This window comes from Pseudomonas arabinosi, assembly GCF_047758675.1.
Taxonomy (GTDB): Bacteria; Pseudomonadota; Gammaproteobacteria; order Pseudomonadales; family Pseudomonadaceae; genus Aquipseudomonas; species Aquipseudomonas arabinosi.
The window spans coordinates 5,306,596-5,324,655 of the sequence record NZ_CP180480.1; the positions used below are offsets into that span (position 1 = coordinate 5,306,596).

The window sequence follows — 18,060 nt, forward strand, 5'->3', positions numbered from 1 at the left end:
GTCAAAAATCATTGTGGGAGCGAGCCTGCTCGCGATGACGGCCTGTCAGTCACATTTATGTTGAATGTGATGCCGCTATCGTCGGAACGCCGCCCGGAGCCGGCTCGCTCCCACAGGGGATTGGGTGATGTTTGGGATGGTGTCAGGCGCTGACGGCCATGGTATGCCGCCGATGGTGAACTTCCAGCTGATCCTTGATCACCCGCAACACCTTGGCTTCGTGCTCGTGGATGAAGAAATGACCACCAGCAAGCATGTCCACCGAGAAACTGCCGTGGGTTTCCTTGCTCCAGCCGATCAACTGTTCGGTGGTGGCGCGGTCAGCCTTGCCGCCGAGCACGTGAACCGGGCACTTGAGCAAGGGACGCTGCTGAGGCTCGAAGCGTCCGCACAATAGAAAGTCCGCGCGCAGCACTGGCAGCGTCAGGCTCATCAACTCGTCGTTGGCCAGCACCTCTTCACGGGTGCCGTTGAGGGTGCGCAATTGCTCGATCAATTCGGCATCGGTTTTGGGCTCGGCGAAACCCCGGTCGTAGTCGGCACGCAGGGTCGGTGCGGCGGTGCCCGAAGCGAACAGCGCCACCGGTTCCGGGCAGCCCAGCGAGCGAAACGCATGGGCCATCTCACAGGCGAGCAACGCGCCAAGGCTATGACCGAACAGCGCGTACGGCGCCTTGAGCGTGGCTTTTTGTTCCTGCGCGAGTTGCAGCGCCAGGCGTCGCATGTCGGTGTGCAAGGGTTCGCCAAACCGGGCGCCACGTCCAGGGAGTTCCACGGGTTGCAGCTTGAGCCACTCCGGCAGTTTGCGCCGCCAACGGCTGTAGACCATGGCACTCGCGCCCGAATAGGGCAGGCAGAGCAATGTCAGCTGGGTCACCGGGCTTACCTCGAAAAGTTGTCTGTATAGATGAACGGATGAACGCCGAAGGGAATTAGTCGTACACATCCCCCTGTAGGAGTGAGCCTGCTCGCGATAGCGGTGTGTCAGTCACCATCAAGTTGACTGACACACCGCTATCGCGAGCAGGCTCACTCCTACAGGGGTTCTTTATTTCAAGTGGCGGAAGCTTTGCACTGCGGAACCGAGGACCACGGCACCAGCGGCGACGGCGACCCAGAATCCGCTCCGGGCTCCAAATGCATCGATCAGCCAACCCGAACTGGCCGCGCCAATCGCCACGCCAATGCTCAACCCGGTCACCAACCAGGTCAGGCCTTCAGTGAGTTTGGCCGGCGGCACGATGCGCTCCACCAACGCCATCGCCACAATCAGGGTCGGCGCAAAAAACAACCCGGCGACGAACACCGCCAGCGACAGCCCGAGAATGTTCGTCGCCAGCAGCAACGGCAGCGTGGTCACCGCCGTCGCCACGCCGCCGTACAGGAACAGTTGCGGCAACGGCAGTTTCGAGCGCAACGCCCCGAACGCCAAACCGGCCAGGCACGAGCCGATGGCATACACCGACAACACAATACTCGCCGCCGCCGGCTGCCCCTGCTGCTGAGCGAACGCCACGCTGACCACGTCCACCACGCCGACGATGGTGCCCATGGCGACCATCAACAGCATCAGCAACTGAATCTCGCTGGAACGAATGATCGAGGCCTGATGATGGTCTTCATGGGGATGAATCGCCGGCTCGGTGTCACGTTGCAGCACAAACGCCGTCACCCCGATCGCCAGCATCAGCAACGCCGCCAATGGCCCCGCCTCGGGGAACGCCACCACGCACAACCCCACCGACAGTGGCGGCCCGACAATAAAACAGACCTCGTCCAGCACCGACTCCAGCGCATAGGCGGTTTGCAGCTCTGGCTGGCCGCGATACACCTCGGTCCAGCGCGCCCGCACCATCGCCGACATGCTCGGCATGCACCCGGCCAGCGCGGCGAATACAAACAACGTCCAGTTCGGCGCCTGCAAACGAGTGCAAAGCAACACCAGCAACAACGCCCCGCCACCGATCAACGCCGAGACTGGCAAGATCCGACGCTGCCCGAAACGGTCCACCAGCCGCGAGACCTGCGGCGCACAAAACGCGGTGGCCAAGGCAAACGTGGCGGCCACTGCGCCGGCCAATCCGTAGCCACCCTGCAGTTGCGAGAGCATGGTGATCAGGCCGATGCCAGTCATGGAAATCGGCATGCGCGCGATCATCCCGGCCAGCACAAAAGCGCTGCTGCCTGGGGCTTTGAACAGCTCGCGGTAGGGGTTTGCCATGGGTGCGGGTCTCAACAAGAGCCTGCAAGTTGCCATAAACACGGGTTGAGGGGAAAGCAGCCAATTGTTGGTTGAGTGTTAAGGCGCTGCCCCCGTGGGAACGATCAGGCAGTCAGGTGACGAATCTTTCACGGTTCGGCGTGAACTCTCATCACCGCCCGCCAGTCAGCTAGTTAAGCCCTCGACACAAGGCTCCTGGAGTTTCGCGACAATGGCTGATCATCATCCCGAACGACAAAGCGCCATCGACGCCCACGGCATCATCGGCGACATGCGCAGTGCGGCACTGGTCAACGACAAAGGCAGCGTCGACTTTTTTTGCTGGCCAGAATTCGACAGCCCATCGATTTTCTGTTCGCTGCTGGACACCCCCGAGGCCGGCATCTTTCAACTATCGCCGGACCTGCCCGATGCCCGTCGCGAACAAATTTATCTGCCGGACACCAATGTGCTGCAAACCCGTTGGCTCAGCGACCGCGCAGTCGTCGAAGTCACCGACCTGCTGCCCATCGGCGACAGCGAAGATGACACGCCGGTGCTGATGCGCCGGGTTCGTGTGGTCAGCGGACAGGCAACGTTTCACATGCGCTGCGCTGTGCGTCATGACTACGCTCGCGCCAAGACCCGCGCACGCGTGGAAGAAAAAGACGTAACCTTCGAGGCCGCCGATCAGCCGTCCCTGCGCCTGTCTTCGGATCAGGTCTTGCGTATAGACGGCCATGCGGCAGTCGCTGAATTCACCCTCGAACAGGACCAGAGCGCCGAATTCATGTTGGGCGGTATCGACGATCCGCGATTCAAGGAAGGCGCCGCCGCGATCTGCCTGGAACGGACCCTGAAGTTCTGGCGCGACTGGATCGGCCAATCCAACTACCGCGGCCGCTGGCGGGAAATGGTCAATCGCTCGGCCCTGGCGCTGAAGTTGCTGACCTCGCGCAAACACGGCGCGATCCTCGCCGCCGCGACCTTCGGCCTGCCGGAAACGCCTGGCGGCGAGCGCAACTGGGACTATCGCTACACGTGGATCCGCGACGCCTCGTTTACCGTCTACGCGTTCATGCGCCTGGGCTTCGTTCAGGAAGCCAATGATTACATGCGCTGGCTACGCGGGCGGGTCAGCGATTGCCACGGCAAATCGATGAAGCTCAACATCCTCTACGCCATCGACGGCCGTCAGGAACTGCCGGAAACCGAACTCTCGCACCTGTCCGGTCATGGCGGTGCAACACCGGTACGCATTGGCAATCAGGCTTACGACCAGGTCCAGCTCGACATCTTCGGCGAGTTGATGGACGCGGTGTACCTGGTCAACAAATACGGCGACGCCATCTCCCATGAAGGCTGGAAACACACGGTGGAAGTGGTCGATCAGGTCTGCGAAACCTGGGAGCAAGAGGACGTCGGCATCTGGGAAATGCGCGGCGAACAACATCACTTCCTGCACTCGCGGCTGATGTGCTGGGTCGCACTGGACCGAGCCATTCGCCTCGCCTCCAAACGCTCACTGCCCGCCCCGTTCGCCCGCTGGGACCAGACCCGACAAGCGATCTACGCCGACATCTGGGAAAACTTCTGGAACGAAGAACGCGGGCATTTCGTTCAGTACAAGGGTGGTACCACCCTCGACGGCTCGATGCTGCTGATGCCGCTGGTGCGCTTCGTCAGCGCCAAGGACCCGCGCTGGCTCGCGACCCTCGACGCCATCGAAAAGAATCTGGTACGCGACGGCATGGTTTACCGCTATCGCAATGACGACACCCGAATCGACGGCCTCGACGGCACCGAAGGCGCCTTCGCCGCGTGCTCGTTCTGGTACGTCGAATGCCTGGCCCGCGCCGGACGGGTGGAAAAAGCGCATCTGGAATTTGAACAGTTGCTGAGGTATGCGAACCCGCTGGGGTTGTACGCCGAAGAGTTCGACAGCCATGCGCGGCATCTGGGCAATACGCCGCAAGCGCTGACGCATTTGGCACTGATCAGTGCGGCGTGTTTTCTGGATCGGAAATTGAGTGGGGAGAAGAGTTTCTGGCAGCCGTGAGAGCACCTCGCCACAAGTTTGTGTAGTCCGAAGTCCTGCATTGTTTAAACAAAACCCGCATCCACCACCGGAAAATCCTCTGTTGCCAGCCGTTACATCCCCACCTACCATCGACCGTCAACGGGTACAGCGGAGCTGTCCAACAAAACCCGAATTCAAGGAACCAGAATGACCCAACGCATCCACCGCAGCATCGACACCCCACTCCGGTCAGGCCTGAACCGGGATGAATTGTGGGAAGGCCAGGACAAAGGCCTGATCAAATGCTGGGAAATCGGCCGCCAACGCGCCGCCCGTTTTCCCGAACTCGCCCAACGCTGCCTTGCCGGCGAACTGCCGGTGCTGGGCTGGAAAGGTGGCGTCAGCCGCAGCCTGAAAAAACTCGAAAAATACGGATCCCTCAAGTACCTCGCTCAGTGGCAAGGGTTACGCGGGGAAGATCTGGATGTTGATTTGGGTGAAGAACGGGCATTGACCTGTTCGCGGACCAACATGGTGGTGACGTTTACGCCGGATCGGTCGAAATATTTCAATCAGGTGGCGGAAATCGAGGCCTAGGAAATAGGCAAAAACGACCCTTTCTGGAGAATCGAATGAACAATGAAGCGCTGATCCACTTCATCCCAACTCCAGGCTTGTCGCTCGCCTACGAAGAACACGGCCCTACCACCGGAGACCCGATCATCCTCCTCCACGGTTTCCCCTACTCTCCACGCGCCTACGACGAAATCGCCCCAGACCTCGCCGCCAAGGGCTACCGCGTCATCGTCCCGTACCTGCGCGGTTACGGCCCGACCCGTTTCAACCACCCTGACACCCTGCGCTCCGGACAACAAGCCGCCCTCGCTCAGGATTTGCTGGATCTGATGGACGCGTTGGCCATTCAACAAGCCGCCCTGTGCGGCTACGACTGGGGCGGTCGGGCGGCGTGCATCGTGGCGGCGCTATGGCCAGAGCGGGTTCATTGCCTGGTGACCGGCGACGGTTACAACCTTCAGAACATTCCCCTTTCCACCGAACCGTTGGACCCGGAAACCGAGCACCGCCTCTGGTATCAGTACTACTTCCACACACCACGCGGCGTCGAAGGCCTTACGAAAAATCGCCAAGCCTTGTGTGAATTACTCTGGAAGCTGTGGTCACCCACTTGGGCAAAAGGTCCTGAGTTGTATCCGTTAAGCGCACCGGCCTTCAACAACCCGGATTTCGTCGAGGTGGTGATTCACTCCTACCGCCACCGGTTCATGTACGCGCCCGGCGACCCGGCGCTGGAGTGGATCGAAGAAGAGCTGACCCGACAGCCGCCGATCAACGTACCGACGATTTCCCTGTGCGGTGCCGACGATGGCGTCGGACCGGCACCGGAGATAGACGAAGACATCGCCCATTTCACCGGGCGTTATGAGCGGCGAGTGCTGGCGGGCGTCGGGCACAACATTCCCGAAGAAGCACCCAAGGCAACGCTCAGAGCATTACTGGATCTGCTGGAGGGCTGACGCTGAAACGCTCGCGATAGGCCTGCGGGGTTACGCCCATTGCCCGCAGAAAACTGCGTCGAAGCGTCTCTTCGCTGCCGAAACCGCATTGCACCGCCACCCGCTTGATCGGTACGCCGGTATCGCTGAGCAAACGTCGGGCGGTCTCGACCCGAATCAGTTCGATGGCCCGCGCCGGAGTCTGGCCGGTGTCGGCGCGGTAGTGGCGCACGAAACTGCGTTCGCTCATGCCGGCCTGCAAGGCCAGGGTCGGGATGCCGAGATCCTTGGTGAGGTTTTCGCTGATCCAGGCGTGAAGTTCGTCGAAACGGTTGCCTTCCTTTTGCAAAGAGAGGGTCACGCTGAACTGCGACTGGCCACCGGGACGTTTCAGGAACACCACCAGTTGCCGGGCGACTTCCAGGGCCATCGTGCGGCCAAGATCTTCTTCAACCATGGCCAGCGCCAAATCGATACCGGCAGTGACCCCGGCCGAGGTCCAGACCGGGCCGTCATTGATGAAAATCGGATTGGGCTCAACCTGCAGCCGCGGATGCAGCTGCGCCAACTGCTCGCAACGGGTCCAGTGAGTGACCACCCGCCGGCCATCGAGCCAGCCACTGGCCGCCAGCAAAAATGCCCCGGTGCACACCGACGCTACCCTCCGACATCCCGTCGCATGTTCACGAACCCACGCCACCAGCGGTTCGTCTTGCCCCGCGTCGTAAACGCCCCAGCCACCGGCAATGATCAACGTGTCACTGCCCTCTTCGGGCAACGGCTCGGCCAACAGCGCCAACCCCGCCGACGACATTACCGCCCCGCCGCCGCTGGCAATCACCGTCGGCGCGTAAGGCACCGGCAAACCTTGCTGGCGGGAAATATCGTTGGCCGAGGCGAACACCTGCAACGGCCCGGTGACGTCGAGCAATTGCACGTTGGCAAAGGCGAGCACGTGAATGGTTTTCGGCATGATTGGCGTAATTCGTGGGGTTATTGGCGTATACGCCAAATCCTACGAGCCTAAAGTGAAGCCGTCCACCCACTTCATGAGAAAAATGCCATGACGTTGCAGATCGGTTTTCTGTTGTTTCCACAGGTTCAGCAACTGGACCTCACCGGCCCTTACGACGTACTGGCCTCGCTGCCGGACGTAAAGGTGCATTTGATCTGGAAGGATCTGGTGCCAGTCACCGCGAGCACGGGCCTGGTGCTGAAACCCACCACCACCTTCGACGATTGCCCGACGCTGGATGTGATCTGCATTCCCGGCGGCAGTGGCGTCGGGCCGTTGATGGAGGATGAACAGACACTGGCCTTCATCCAGGCGCAAGCCGTCAACGCGCGTTACGTCACGTCAGTGTGTACCGGCGCGCTGGTGCTCGGTGCGGCGGGTCTGCTGAAGGGTAAACGCGCCACCACTCACTGGGCTTATCACGAATTGTTGGCGCCTTTGGGGGCGATCCCGGTGAAGGATCGTGTGGTGCGCGACGGCAATCTGCTGACCGGTGGTGGGATCACGGCGGGCATCGATTTTGCCCTGACCCTGGCCGCGGAGTTGTTCGACAAGGACACGGCAGAGCTGGTGCAGTTGCAGCTCGAATACGCCCCGGCACCGCCGTTTACGTCGGGCAGCCCTGAATCGGCTCCGGTGAGTGTGCTGGAGGAAGCCCGCAAACGTGCCGCCGGGTCATTGAAACTGCGCTCGGAAATCACTGAACGTGTAGCGGCGAAACTCGATCAGTTGTCAGCACGCTGATCCATCCCGACCGGCAGTCAGTGCCTGGTTGCCGGTCCCCCGGCCAAAACAATGCGCCGAGGATTTTCCATCGCCCATAAAAAAACCCGCCTAAGCGGGTTTCTCAAGACCATTTCGACATCCTGTCGGCAGCCATCCTGGCCAATGGTCGATCATCCGTGATCCTGAGCGCTTCCTGCGACTCAGTTGATGGGTCCAGAATAAACACATCGGTGACGTGTCAAAAGACGACATACCCGTTAGCGGGTGTAAGCCTTTGACCATTTCAGCCTTGAAGCCCTCTCCTGTCGCAGCTGCCAAGTCCTTTTCGACAGACCAAAAAAAACCCGCCGAAGCGGGTTTTTCCCAAGACCATTACGACTCCCTGTCGGCAGCGATTCCTTGCTTATGGTCGATCATCCGTGATCCCGAACACTTCCTGTGTTTCGGTTGATGAGGCTAGATTACGCTTCGGATCCAATGTGCAATAGACGACATAGCTACCATCGCGTGTAGGACATTCGCTATAGCCGCCCTTCCGAAAACCCTTAGACAGGTAAGGTTTCGAGCATTGAAGCCGCGAGTTCCGCGGCCTGCAGCTGACCTGCCGCCGCCAGGGTGTCGTCATCCTCGAGAAACCAGGCTGCCGACAATCCGGCAAACGCCAACACCCATTGCAGTAACCGTCGGCGCTCGAGGCCGGCGGCGTCAGCCACCACCGCGACCTGCCTGCGGAAACGCTGCGGGTCAGTCGCCGTCGGCAAGTCGGGATTACAGATCAGGTTGGCGTAATCGAATCCGCGCTCACCGATCACCCGCTTGGGATCGATGGCCAGCCAACCCCGCGGGCCGAAGTCCAGAACATTGTCGTGATGCATGTCACCGTGCAGCACCACGACGTCCTGCGGTTCGGCCAACAAGGCTTCGGCAGTGGCGAGACTGAGGGAATAAGGGCCACCAAACCGTTCAGCCGCCAAACGCAGCGACTTGAACCATGGCGCCAATGGAACCAGGGGCGGTGGTGGCGACGGCCGCGGCGCGTGCAGCCGCGCCAATGTCGCACACAGTATCTGGCTGGCTTCGTCGTCCTGACCGTTGAGCGCCATGTGCATCAGCGATCGCTGGCCCATGGCACGCTCGATCAACAACCCGTCTCCGTCATGGGCATAAACGCGGGCAGCGCCCTCGCCGCCCCACCAGGTCATCAACAAATTGCCGAACTTTTCTTCGGCATCGACAGCAATTTTCAACATCGCCGGCACATCACCCATGCACACCGGCAACAAACGACTGCCGGGCGTGATGATCGGTTCACCGTCCGGCACCAGCGCCCAGCGTTTCAGCCAAGGTTCGAACATGCAGCCATCACTCTTCCTGACGCTCGCGTTGCTTGGCACTGACTTTGAGAAATTCTTCGATGTTGTTCATCTGTTCATCCCAACCGCGGCTGTCCATGCGGAACGCCTTGAGTCGGCGCGTCTGAGGGATGTGATCGAAACCGGACTCGGTGACCTTGAGTAACGTGCCTTCATCCATGTCTTCGAGCTCGAACTTCACCAGGGTGGTGGGTTCCTGGGAGTAATCGATATCGGGCTCAATCGCGTACGGATGCCAGCGAAACGAAAACACCCGTTCCGGCTCGACCCGCTCCACCAGTACATTCCACAGCAAGTGTTCATAACCCGGGTACGTAATCTGCCCCTGGGTCCACTCACCGGCGACAAAACGCTTGCCTTCCAGCGCCACGCCAAACCACTGTCCGAAGGCTTCGGCATTGGCCAGCACACGCCAGACCTGCGAGCGCGGCGTTTTAAGCAGGATCTTCCTTTCGATGCGATCTGATGCTGGATTCATAAGTCACCTCCTGTACTGAACAGTAGGCCTGTAAGACCACAAGACCAACCCTAAAGTTGTATCAATCGGGTATCGCAATCAACCCTGTACGAAATATTCAGCTGCATTTCTGCCCCTGAGCACCGTTTGAAGACAAAAGTCAGCGGGCTGAAGCTGGTAACGTTTGCAAACCAGACAAGAAGATTAGCCCCACATTCACTCATGCTCTCGGGGAAACATCATGAATAGCCTGCACGGCAGCTGCTTGTGTAAAGCCGTCGAATACGAACTCGATAGCCTCGATATGCCCATCAGCCATTGCCACTGCCAAACCTGTCGCAAGGCACACGCGGCGGCATTTGCCTCGACAGCCGGGGTCATGCGCGAACATTTTCGCTGGACCAAAGGCCAGGACCGCCTGAGCAGCTACGAGTCGTCACCGGGCAAGCTTCGGCATTTCTGTTCGGTCTGCGGTTCACACTTGATGGCTGAGCGCCTGGCCCAACCCCACGTTATTGTTCGTGTGGCGACACTGGACGATGACCCGAAAATGACGCCGCAGGCGCATATCTGGACGACACATGACGTGCCGTGGCTTGGCTATGAATCGATTAAAAAATGCCCTGAATGGCAAACATAAAGGGTCGAATACGGCACTAAACTGCATCCCGACTTTCCTGCCACAACGAGAATCCCCATGCACCCACGCTTTCTTCTGGCATTGACGCCTCTGCTGTTCACGACTGCCGCTTATGCGGTGGACTGCGACAACGCCACCGATCAGGCGACGATGAATCAGTGCGCGGCGCAGCAGCACAAGGCGGCGGACAAGGAGTTGAATGCGCTTTACCAGCAGATCAACGAGCGTTTGAAGAGCAGCCCCGAAAGCAAAAAGCTGCTGATCGGGGCACAGCGTTCGTGGGTTGCGTTTCGGGATGCCGAGTGCAAGTTCTCGAGCGCCGGGGTGGAAGGCGGGAGTGTGTATCCGCTGATCTACAGCAACTGTGTTACTGAGTTGACCAAGGCGCGGGTTGAGACTTTCAAGAATTATTTGAAGTGCCAGGAGGGGGATTTGAGTTGTCCGGTGCCTGGGGCTTGATGCTTGGGTGACCATAAGGGCCTCATCGCGAGCAAGCTCGCTCCCACATTGGATTTTCAGTGAACACCTATTTTGTGTACGACCGAAAACCACTGTGGGAGCGAGCCTGCTCGCGAAGGCGTCAGTTAAGGCGCCGCAAATTACCGAACAAATATCTGCGCGGTCGTGATCGCCATATCCCCACCCGGCAACTTGATGCTGCCAATCTGCTTCATGCTCTCGGGATCAAAGATCGCCACGTCATTAAACGTCCCGGCCAGGTAAATCTTGCTGCCGTCCTTGTTGAACGAAATGCAGTAGTAGGAATGATCCAGCGTCGCCGCCTGGAGCATTTTCTTCTCCTTGATGTCGTACTTCGCCAGACGATTGAGTACGCCGAACATCAGGTTCGGATCCTTCGGCGAGCGCATGCCGCTGAAGTAGATTTCCGTCAGAGGACCGAAGTCAGTGGTTTCGGTCTTGCCGGTTTTCAGGTCGATGCTGAACAGCCCGTAAAGGTACTCGGCAGTCGCTGGATCCTGCTTCTTGTCCTTGAATTTCGCCGCGGTGTAGAGCAGCGAGAAGTCATGGCGATAAGTCTGCTGGTTCCACACGTAGAGCACGTCCGGCGCGCTGTAGTTCGGGCGTTTCCAGTGACGGCTGGGGATCAACACGTCGAACTTGCCGGTCTTCACATCGACCTTGTAGACGTCCGCCCCGGCCACGTACAACGCGCCGTCGTCACCGCTCTGCATGATGGTCAACTGCCGTGGCGCCGGGAAACTGCGCACGGGTTTGGCGTCCATGCCGGCGTCGGTGGCGTACACATCGAGCCGCGGTTGCTGCACTTCGTAGCGGTCGTTGAGCATCAACGTCGGGTTGGCAATGGTGAACAGTTCCTTGCCGTCGTGGCTGAGGGTGAAGGCGAACATCGACTTCGCTTTCTCCCCCGGTTTCTGGGTAATGCTGGCGTGAAACACCTGTTTGCAGCTGTCGAGTTCAACGCCATAGACATCCGCGTAGTGATTGTTCAGCACGTAAGCGGTCTTGCGGTCCGGCGACAACTGAACGGTGCCGGGACCGAAGGCATCCGGCATTTTGCAGGTCTTGAACAGGGTGTCGGTGGCCAGGTCGATGACGTGCAGGTTGTTCGGGTAATTGGTGGTCACCATGTACTCGTGACCGGTTTCGAGTGCAGTGTTTTCATCGGCCAGAACGTTGAGCGAACAGGCGCTCAGGACGGCGAATGCGGCCAGGCCGCAGGCTTTGATGCTAGGCATGCTGGAATCCTTATATCTGACCGATTACTTGTCTTTTGGAAAGACAGTCCCGAGATTGCGCCAGTTGTCGTTGGACGCCTGGGCATCCTTGTTCCAGTCCGGGTAGGTGCTCATCATGTCGGGCACCTGGGCCGGCCACCAGCAAGGGTCGGAGCAGCCGTAAAGGTCGGCTTCCATCGGCTGGCACAGCGACGACACACCGCCAAACGCATCGATTTCCCAACCCGGGTCGGTGGTCGAGGCGCAGCCGGCGACGGAACTCATCGCCACCACTTCTTCGATGCGGTTTTCGGCCGCGGCTTCATCCAGTTTCAGTGCCTTATTATTGATTGCCTTGAGATGTTTCATATCAGTGAGCCTTGCGCGGAGTGATGTAGCTGCTGATAAACGCAGGGTTGTGGGCCATGATCCGGGTGTAGACCTCGACGCCGAAGTCGACCCAGTCACGCATCAGTTCGCAGTAGTGATAGGTCGGGTGGGTCGGATCGCCGTAACGGGCATAACTCTCGTGGTAGCAACCGCCGGAGCACAGATTACGGATCTGACAGTCCTCGCAACCGGTGTTGGTGCGGTCCAGGCGCTGGGACAGGAAGTCGTTCAACTCGACCTGTTTTACGCCGCTGTGAACGTTGCCGAACGTCGGCAGACTCGAACCGGTAAACCGGTGGCACAGGTTCAGTTCGCCCTTGTGATCCACCGCCAGCATCTTCAGGCCCGCGCCGCATGGCAGGGCTTTTTTGTGGCCTTCGTGGATGTCGGTGATCAGCTGGTGCAGGTTGGAGAAACCGATGTTGCGGTGCTCCAGCGCCGCTTCCAGATAACGCCGACCGAGTTTCTTCATGTTGGCGAAGACTTCGATCAGCTCATCGCTGGACAGGTTGAAGGTGCTGATGTCGCCGGAGGTCACCGGGGCAAAACCGACCTCGGCAAAACCCAGTTCATTGAACAGGTGATCCCAGATGGTTTCGACGTCAGTGACGCCGGTGGTCAGGGTCACGCGGGCACCGACCGGACGGCTGTTGTAGCGCGACAGCAGCATCTCGGCCTTGCGCCGCACCACGTCATAAGTGCCCTGCCCGCCCACGGTGATGCGGTTGCGGTCGTGCACGGTTTTTGGTCCGTCGATACTGACTGACAGGCCGAAACGGTGGGCGTTGAGGTAGTCCACGGTCTCTTCGGTGAGCAGCGTCGCGTTGGTGGTCATGACAAACTCGACGAACTTGCCCGCCTCACGGAAACGCTTCTCGCAATAGTCGACCATGTACTCGATCAGCTTGCGATTGCTCAGCGGTTCGCCACCGAAAAACACCACGGTGAAACGCTCTTCGTCCGGGGATTCGCGCAACAGCATTTCCACCGAGGCGACCGCCGTTTCGACGTCCATTTTCTTGCCGGCCGACGGCTTGTCCAGGTCTTCCTTGTAGCAGTAGGTGCAGCTCAGATTGCAGCCGGTATTGACGTTGAGCACCACGGTATTGATCGCCGTGCGCTCGACCCGTTTGGTGCCGATGTCCGGGGTCAGCGGCGAGCCGTCGCTGACCAACTCCAGGGACATCAACTCACGCAAGGTCTCGGTGATTTCCTCGCCGTTGAAGCGTGAAGACAAGCGCTGGATCAGGTCGTCCGATGAACAGCCGGGGCCGCGCAAGGTATCGATAATGGTGCCCGTCAGTTCATCGCTGGCGAACAGCGAACTGCTGGGGATGTGAAACAGCATGCGGTCAGCATCGACGTGCACTTCGTGCAGATTCCGCTCAACCAGATTCAAAATAGCGCCCATTGCAACCTCCTGTGCAAACCCCGTTCTACGGGGCTCACGGTCATTCCAAAAAAATGTCTGAAGCCGTAGGGATCAGCGAACTCATGGAATGGGTGGATTGTTCCAGCGTTGCACGGTGACGATCATGTGGCCTTCGCCGGTCAGGGATTTCCCTGCGTCGTCGACGGCGGCAATCACCTTGAGGTTGCCGGCATTGTTGGTGGACATTTTGCGCTGCGGGTTCGGCCCGGCATCGCCCGGTGTGAACACGCCGCTGTCAGCCTGCATGGTGCCGGCGAACTTGACGTCCTCGTCTTCCTTGGCACGGTCGTCGAAGGCTTCGACCGACCACTGCGCCGGGAACACGCCGATGCGATACGGCTTGCCGTCGGCGCCCTTGCCCCAGGCTTCGGCATCAAAACGGCCCTGGACTTTCGGCGTCGAACCACCGCCCTCGCCGATCCGTGCCACCGAGAACTCGGGCACGACTTTGACTTCGGCGATTTTGCTGTAGACCGACAGGGTCGGGCCTTTCAGCGTGCCGACGGTGACGTTGCGCAGACCCGGTTGAGCATTGGCGGCGGCCTTGAGCTTGACGCGCATGCGCTCTGGACTTTGCTCCAGCACCTGGACCACTTCCACGCCTTTGCCGAAGTTCGGTTTGCCGGTGAGACCGCTGCCGACTAGGGTCACTTCAGTTTCGCTGCCGGCCTTCAGGTAACCCGGCTGCACCGCCAGCAAACGGCTGCTGCCCTGCTTGGCGGCGACGAAGTCCAGGCCCCGCTCATCGTGCTCGGCCTCGAACATCCGGCCCTGCATCGCGTTGCCTTGGGCGGCGAACACCTGGCGCATGGTCACGCCGTCGATGGTCACGTTGCCGCGCCATTCGTAACCGGTGTAGAGAATCGCGCTGCCATCGCCGTTGAACGGGCTGCCGTCGGCGTATTGGCCTTTGACGCTGACCTTGAACGTGTCGCTGCCATCGGCCGTGACGCTCATCACGCCGGCCAATTCACCCTTGCCCGGCAAGTGGCCGCTGAAGCTCCAGTCACCGACCAGAACATCAGCTTTTGGCGCGGTGCTCAGCCATTTTTTCCAGGCGGGGTTGTCCAGCGGATAACGCTTGGCCAACAGCGGCACCATGTCTTTGCGGGCCAGGTCGAACCAATCACGGTCACGAGCCAGAGCCTGGTATTCCAGCGACGGCCATTGGCCGAGGTGGAAGTTCACCAGACGCTCCCATTCCTGGGCCGGACGACGTTGCAGGGCGACCCGCGCACCGGAGTGGCAGCGGCCGCACATCTGGCTGGTCTGGTCGTCGAATTTCTCGACGGTATTGAGTCGACGCTCCAGCGCATAACGCACGCCGTCGGTCTCGCTTGGGGCCAGGCCTTGGGTGTCGGCCAGGTATTTGACCAGGGTTCGGCGGTCGTCATCGCTGATCTGCAAACCGTGCATGGTTTGCATGCGGGCGATGCTCATCAACCAGCCTTCAGGGGTTTTGCGCTGGTGGCTGATGCGGCTCAGGGCATTATCGGCTTCGGGGGTATGACAGCCCTGACAGGTTTCCTTGAGGATGGTCTGGGCGTCGCGGGCTGCCAGGCTGTAAGGCGAATGCAGCGCCACACAAGCGGCCACGGCCAGCAGACTGGCACTCAGGCCTGATCGGAGTTTTCTCTTCATCAACGTCGAACCTCGCACGGTGCTTTCTTATTTTTGTGGCTTATCGTTTTTATGGTTTCTGCCGTCGGCGGCGCACCGCTGACGGAGGCAAGAGAAACGTCTGCAATGAGCAATACACGGAGCGTGCCAGCTTGCCGATTACCTTTTAAATCAAGTCGTTGCGCGAAGATGACTGCTTTTCGCCATCGCTGAACGAGATCGCCTGCGTCTAATATCGCGACAGTTGTTGCAGTCTGAGACAGCATAGATGGCCTGACCGGAACAGCTCATCGGCCGACGATTGACGCCGATCCCCTGCAAGCGCGAAATGGTCGTTCACCGATTGCCACCAGGGGATAAAAAAATGGCAAGCATCACTGTCCTGGCGGGGGACTTTCTGCAGGGTGATGGAGAGTACAGAGACGGCGTTTTCACCCTCAGAACGTCGCTTCACCCATGGCCCGGCATCACCCTCCCGCTCTCATCGTTCAAGTGCATGGAAGTGGCCAACGAGGATTCGATCAACAACATCAAGGATGCCATCGGCTTTGGCGTGGCCGGGGCCATGCTGTTGGGGCCTATTGGCGCAATCGCCGGGTTCATGCTGGCCGGCAAGGAAACCGAAGTAACCTTTCTGGCGACACTCAAGGACGACAGAAAACTGCTGGCTGCCGTGGATGGCAACACGTTCGAAGAAATTTCCAGAAAGTTTGCAGCCTGAATAATCGGCGCGGGCCGCACCGCTGAACCACGGTGCGGCGTGACGCCGGTTCAGATGTCATAGGTGGGGGAAACGCTTTTGTGTACGTCGATTTCGTGCTGCATGTCCGCCACCAGCGACGCGATCGCATGGGGACTGTCCAGTGTCCACAGGGGAACGTGGGTGGCCACAATATCCACTTTGCCGGTCATGCAGTCGCAGACCCGAATCGTCAGGGACTGGTCCGCCGCCATGGTGCAGGTGCATACGGACGGCAGAAAACTGTGTTCAATGATGTTTTGAATTTCCAGGGTTGAAAGGAACATCGTTACCTCCCTCACGCCAGATGTATTGCCGGATGAACGGTCCGTCATTTCACCCACCGATCCTGAAAAATTCTAGTCCTCAATAATGAGTACCTCAAGGTCGCAACCCGGTTGCTCGTCGTCTCATAGCTGTCGCAATTTGCAACAATCTCACCGCGTCCGCGATGCCCTTGAGTGCCCCAAAACCCCGCCGGCCAAGGACGGCCCTGCCTTTCAGGCACTTGGCACAGCCATTGCGAAAGACCTGTTCTCACGAACAACAAGAGGTCTCGCCATGCCCCTCCCTTATTTGCTTCCCGCCACCTCGGCGTTCATCCAGCGCGCTCCGCGCATGCTCATCGGCGGCGACTGGGTCGAGGCCGCCGACGGCCAGACCATGCCCCTGCACAACCCGGCCACCGGCGAAGTGCTGTGCGTCGTGCCACGGGCGACGCCTGAGGATGTCGACCGCGCCGTGCTCGCCGCGCGTCAGGCCTTCGATGATTCGGCCTGGACCCGCACCCGGCCTCGGGAACGGCAGAACCTGCTGTGGAAACTCGCCGACCTGATGGAACGCGACGCCGAACTGCTGGCGCAACTGGAATGCCTGAACAACGGCAAAAGTGCGGCGGTGGCCCAAGTGATGGACGTGCAACTGTCCATCGACTTCCTGCGCTACATGGCCGGTTGGGCGACCAAGATCGAAGGCTCCAGCGTTGAAGTGTCGTTGCCGTTGATGCCCAACGATCAATTCCACAGTTTCATCCGCCGCGAAGCGGTGGGCGTGGTCGGCGCCATCGTTGCCTGGAACTTCCCGCTGCTGCTGGCCTGCTGGAAACTCGGCCCGGCCCTGGCCACCGGTTGCACCGTGGTACTCAAACCCGCCGACGAAACCCCGCTGACCGCGCTGAAATTAGCCGAACTGGTGCTGGAAGCCGGGTATCCCGAGGGCGTGTTCAATGTGGTCACGGGCACCGGCATTACCGCAGGTTCCGCCCTGACCCACAATCCGCTGGTGGACAAGCTGACCTTCACCGGCTCCACCGCCGTGGGCAAGCAGATCGGCAAGATCGCCATGGAGTCCATGACCCGGGTGACCCTGGAACTGGGCGGCAAATCACCGACCATCGTCATGGCCGACGCCGACCTGAAGACCGCCGCAGCCGGCGCCGCCAGCGCGATTTTCTTCAATCAGGGCCAGGTGTGCTGCGCAGGTTCCAGGCTGTATGTGCAGCGTAAGCATTTCGACAATGTGGTGGCGGACATCGCCGACATCGCCAACGCCATGAAACTGGGCAATGGCCTGGACCCTAGCGTCGAGATGGGGCCGCTGATTTCCGCGCGCCAGCAGGAGCGGGTTTACGGGTACATCGAAAAGGGTCGGGAAAGCGGCGCGACGATCGCATGCGGTGGCGAGCAGTTCGGGCCGGGGTTCTTCGTTAAACCGACGGTGATTGTGGATGTCGATCAGAAGCACTCGCTGGTGCAGGAGGAGATCTTCGGGCCGGTGCTGGTGGCGATTCCGTTCGATGATGAAGCCGATGCATTGCGCATGGCCAATGACAGTCCTTATGGGCTTGGGGCGAGTATCTGGTCGAACGATCTGGCGGCGGTGCACCGGATGATTCCGCGGATCAAGTCGGGTTCGGTGTGGGTGAATTGCCACAGTGCGCTGGACCCGGCGCTGCCGTTTGGTGGGTACAAGATGTCGGGGGTTGGGCGGGAGATGGGGTATGCGGCGATTGAGCATTACACCGAGTTGAAGTCGGTGTTGATTAAGTTGTGAAACAGCTTTTGTAGGCGCTGGAGAAGCCTGCGATCTATTGACTTTTTTTTTGGGGGGGGGTCAAAAGCCACCCCTCACCCCAACCCTCCCGAAACGTCGGACCGCCCCATAGGGGAGAGGGGGAAAGGGAGCAGATCTTCATGGTTTTCGAACCTGAGTACGACTCGATATTTCAGGTCGATGTA

Annotated in this window: 18 protein-coding genes; 8 read left to right on the forward strand and 10 right to left on the reverse strand. The window is 59.8% G+C overall.

The window, feature by feature from the left end; translation table 11 throughout:
- Nucleotides 1-142 precede the first annotated feature (142 nt).
- Nucleotides 143-877: a thioesterase II family protein gene (locus ACMXYJ_RS24660; protein WP_415757295.1), complete on the reverse strand. Its 735-nt coding sequence runs from the start codon at nucleotides 875-877 to the stop codon at nucleotides 143-145.
- Nucleotides 878-1,048: 171 nt separating this feature from the next.
- Nucleotides 1,049-2,221 carry an MFS transporter gene (locus tag ACMXYJ_RS24665; RefSeq protein WP_415757296.1) on the reverse strand — a complete coding sequence of 391 codons (1,173 nt, stop codon included), beginning with the start codon at nucleotides 2,219-2,221 and terminating at the stop codon, nucleotides 1,049-1,051.
- Nucleotides 2,222-2,432: 211 nt separating this feature from the next.
- On the opposite strand from ACMXYJ_RS24665, the gene ACMXYJ_RS24670 reads away from it, so the two are divergent.
- From ACMXYJ_RS24670 to ACMXYJ_RS24680, 3 genes are all read left to right on the forward strand, one after another.
- Nucleotides 2,433-4,259 (forward strand): glycoside hydrolase family 15 protein, encoded by a 1,827-nt coding sequence (locus tag ACMXYJ_RS24670; protein WP_415757297.1) that lies wholly within the window; start codon nucleotides 2,433-2,435, stop codon nucleotides 4,257-4,259.
- Between the two features lie 168 nt (nucleotides 4,260-4,427).
- Nucleotides 4,428-4,817: a hypothetical protein gene (locus tag ACMXYJ_RS24675; RefSeq protein WP_008145319.1), complete on the forward strand. Its 390-nt coding sequence runs from the start codon at nucleotides 4,428-4,430 to the stop codon at nucleotides 4,815-4,817.
- Between the two features lie 35 nt (nucleotides 4,818-4,852).
- Nucleotides 4,853-5,755 (forward strand): alpha/beta fold hydrolase, encoded by a 903-nt coding sequence (locus tag ACMXYJ_RS24680; RefSeq protein WP_415757298.1) that lies wholly within the window; start codon nucleotides 4,853-4,855, stop codon nucleotides 5,753-5,755.
- On the opposite strand, the gene ACMXYJ_RS24685 is transcribed toward ACMXYJ_RS24680, so the two are convergent.
- Nucleotides 5,724-6,707 (reverse strand): GlxA family transcriptional regulator, encoded by a 984-nt coding sequence (locus tag ACMXYJ_RS24685; protein WP_415757299.1) that lies wholly within the window; start codon nucleotides 6,705-6,707, stop codon nucleotides 5,724-5,726. The two genes, ACMXYJ_RS24680 and ACMXYJ_RS24685, sit on opposite strands and share 32 nt — an antisense overlap.
- A 90-nt stretch (nucleotides 6,708-6,797) precedes the next feature.
- Between ACMXYJ_RS24685 and inhA the strand changes: the two genes are divergently transcribed.
- A complete protein-coding gene (gene inhA / locus ACMXYJ_RS24690; RefSeq protein ID WP_415757300.1) occupies nucleotides 6,798-7,493 on the forward strand; it encodes an isonitrile hydratase in 696 nt (231 codons plus the stop codon).
- A 527-nt stretch (nucleotides 7,494-8,020) separates the two neighbouring features.
- Here the strand turns inward: inhA and ACMXYJ_RS24695 are convergent.
- Both ACMXYJ_RS24695 and ACMXYJ_RS24700 read right to left on the reverse strand, forming a co-directional pair.
- Complete coding sequence (locus tag ACMXYJ_RS24695; RefSeq protein ID WP_415757301.1) at nucleotides 8,021-8,830, reverse strand: aminoglycoside phosphotransferase family protein; 810 nt, start codon at nucleotides 8,828-8,830, stop codon at nucleotides 8,021-8,023.
- Nucleotides 8,831-8,837: 7 nt separating this feature from the next.
- The gene (locus ACMXYJ_RS24700) at nucleotides 8,838-9,326 is read right to left on the reverse strand and encodes an SRPBCC family protein (RefSeq protein WP_415757302.1); all 489 of its coding nucleotides are present in this window, start codon (nucleotides 9,324-9,326) and stop codon (nucleotides 8,838-8,840) included.
- A gap of 220 nt (nucleotides 9,327-9,546) precedes the next feature.
- Here ACMXYJ_RS24700 and ACMXYJ_RS24705 point away from each other — a divergent pair, with 220 nt between their 5' ends.
- Nucleotides 9,547-9,945, forward strand: coding sequence for a GFA family protein (locus ACMXYJ_RS24705; protein ID WP_415757303.1), 399 nt, complete (start codon nucleotides 9,547-9,549; stop codon nucleotides 9,943-9,945).
- Nucleotides 9,946-10,002: 57 nt separating this feature from the next.
- Entirely contained in the window at nucleotides 10,003-10,404 is a 402-nt protein-coding gene (locus ACMXYJ_RS24710; protein ID WP_415757304.1) for a lysozyme inhibitor LprI family protein, read from the forward strand.
- A 140-nt stretch (nucleotides 10,405-10,544) separates the two neighbouring features.
- Here the strand turns inward: ACMXYJ_RS24710 and peaD are convergent, their stop codons facing one another.
- From peaD to peaA, 4 genes are all read right to left on the reverse strand, one after another.
- A complete protein-coding gene (peaD, locus tag ACMXYJ_RS24715) occupies nucleotides 10,545-11,663 on the reverse strand; it encodes a quinohemoprotein amine dehydrogenase subunit beta (protein WP_415757305.1) in 1,119 nt (372 codons plus the stop codon).
- Nucleotides 11,664-11,687: 24 nt separating this feature from the next.
- On the reverse strand, nucleotides 11,688-12,011 hold the full coding sequence (gene qhpC, locus ACMXYJ_RS24720) for a quinohemoprotein amine dehydrogenase subunit gamma (protein WP_008027961.1): 324 nt from the start codon (nucleotides 12,009-12,011) through the stop codon (nucleotides 11,688-11,690).
- 1 nt (nucleotide 12,012) lies between these two features.
- A complete protein-coding gene (gene peaB, locus ACMXYJ_RS24725) occupies nucleotides 12,013-13,443 on the reverse strand; it encodes a quinohemoprotein amine dehydrogenase maturation protein (protein WP_415757306.1) in 1,431 nt (476 codons plus the stop codon).
- An 81-nt stretch (nucleotides 13,444-13,524) separates the two neighbouring features.
- Entirely contained in the window at nucleotides 13,525-15,105 is a 1,581-nt protein-coding gene (gene peaA, locus ACMXYJ_RS24730) for a quinohemoprotein amine dehydrogenase subunit alpha (protein ID WP_415757307.1), read from the reverse strand.
- Nucleotides 15,106-15,448: 343 nt separating this feature from the next.
- On the opposite strand from peaA, the gene ACMXYJ_RS24735 reads away from it, so the two are divergent.
- A complete protein-coding gene (locus tag ACMXYJ_RS24735) occupies nucleotides 15,449-15,805 on the forward strand; it encodes a hypothetical protein (protein WP_415757308.1) in 357 nt (118 codons plus the stop codon).
- A 50-nt stretch (nucleotides 15,806-15,855) separates the two neighbouring features.
- On the opposite strand, the gene ACMXYJ_RS24740 is transcribed toward ACMXYJ_RS24735, so the two are convergent.
- Nucleotides 15,856-16,110, reverse strand: coding sequence for a DUF1652 domain-containing protein (locus tag ACMXYJ_RS24740; RefSeq protein ID WP_008145342.1), 255 nt, complete (start codon nucleotides 16,108-16,110; stop codon nucleotides 15,856-15,858).
- A gap of 274 nt (nucleotides 16,111-16,384) precedes the next feature.
- Between ACMXYJ_RS24740 and ACMXYJ_RS24745 the strand changes: the two genes are divergently transcribed.
- Nucleotides 16,385-17,875, forward strand: a complete 1,491-nt coding sequence (locus ACMXYJ_RS24745; RefSeq protein WP_415757309.1) for an aldehyde dehydrogenase family protein — start codon at nucleotides 16,385-16,387, stop codon at nucleotides 17,873-17,875.
- The last annotated feature ends 185 nt before the right edge of the window (nucleotides 17,876-18,060 follow it).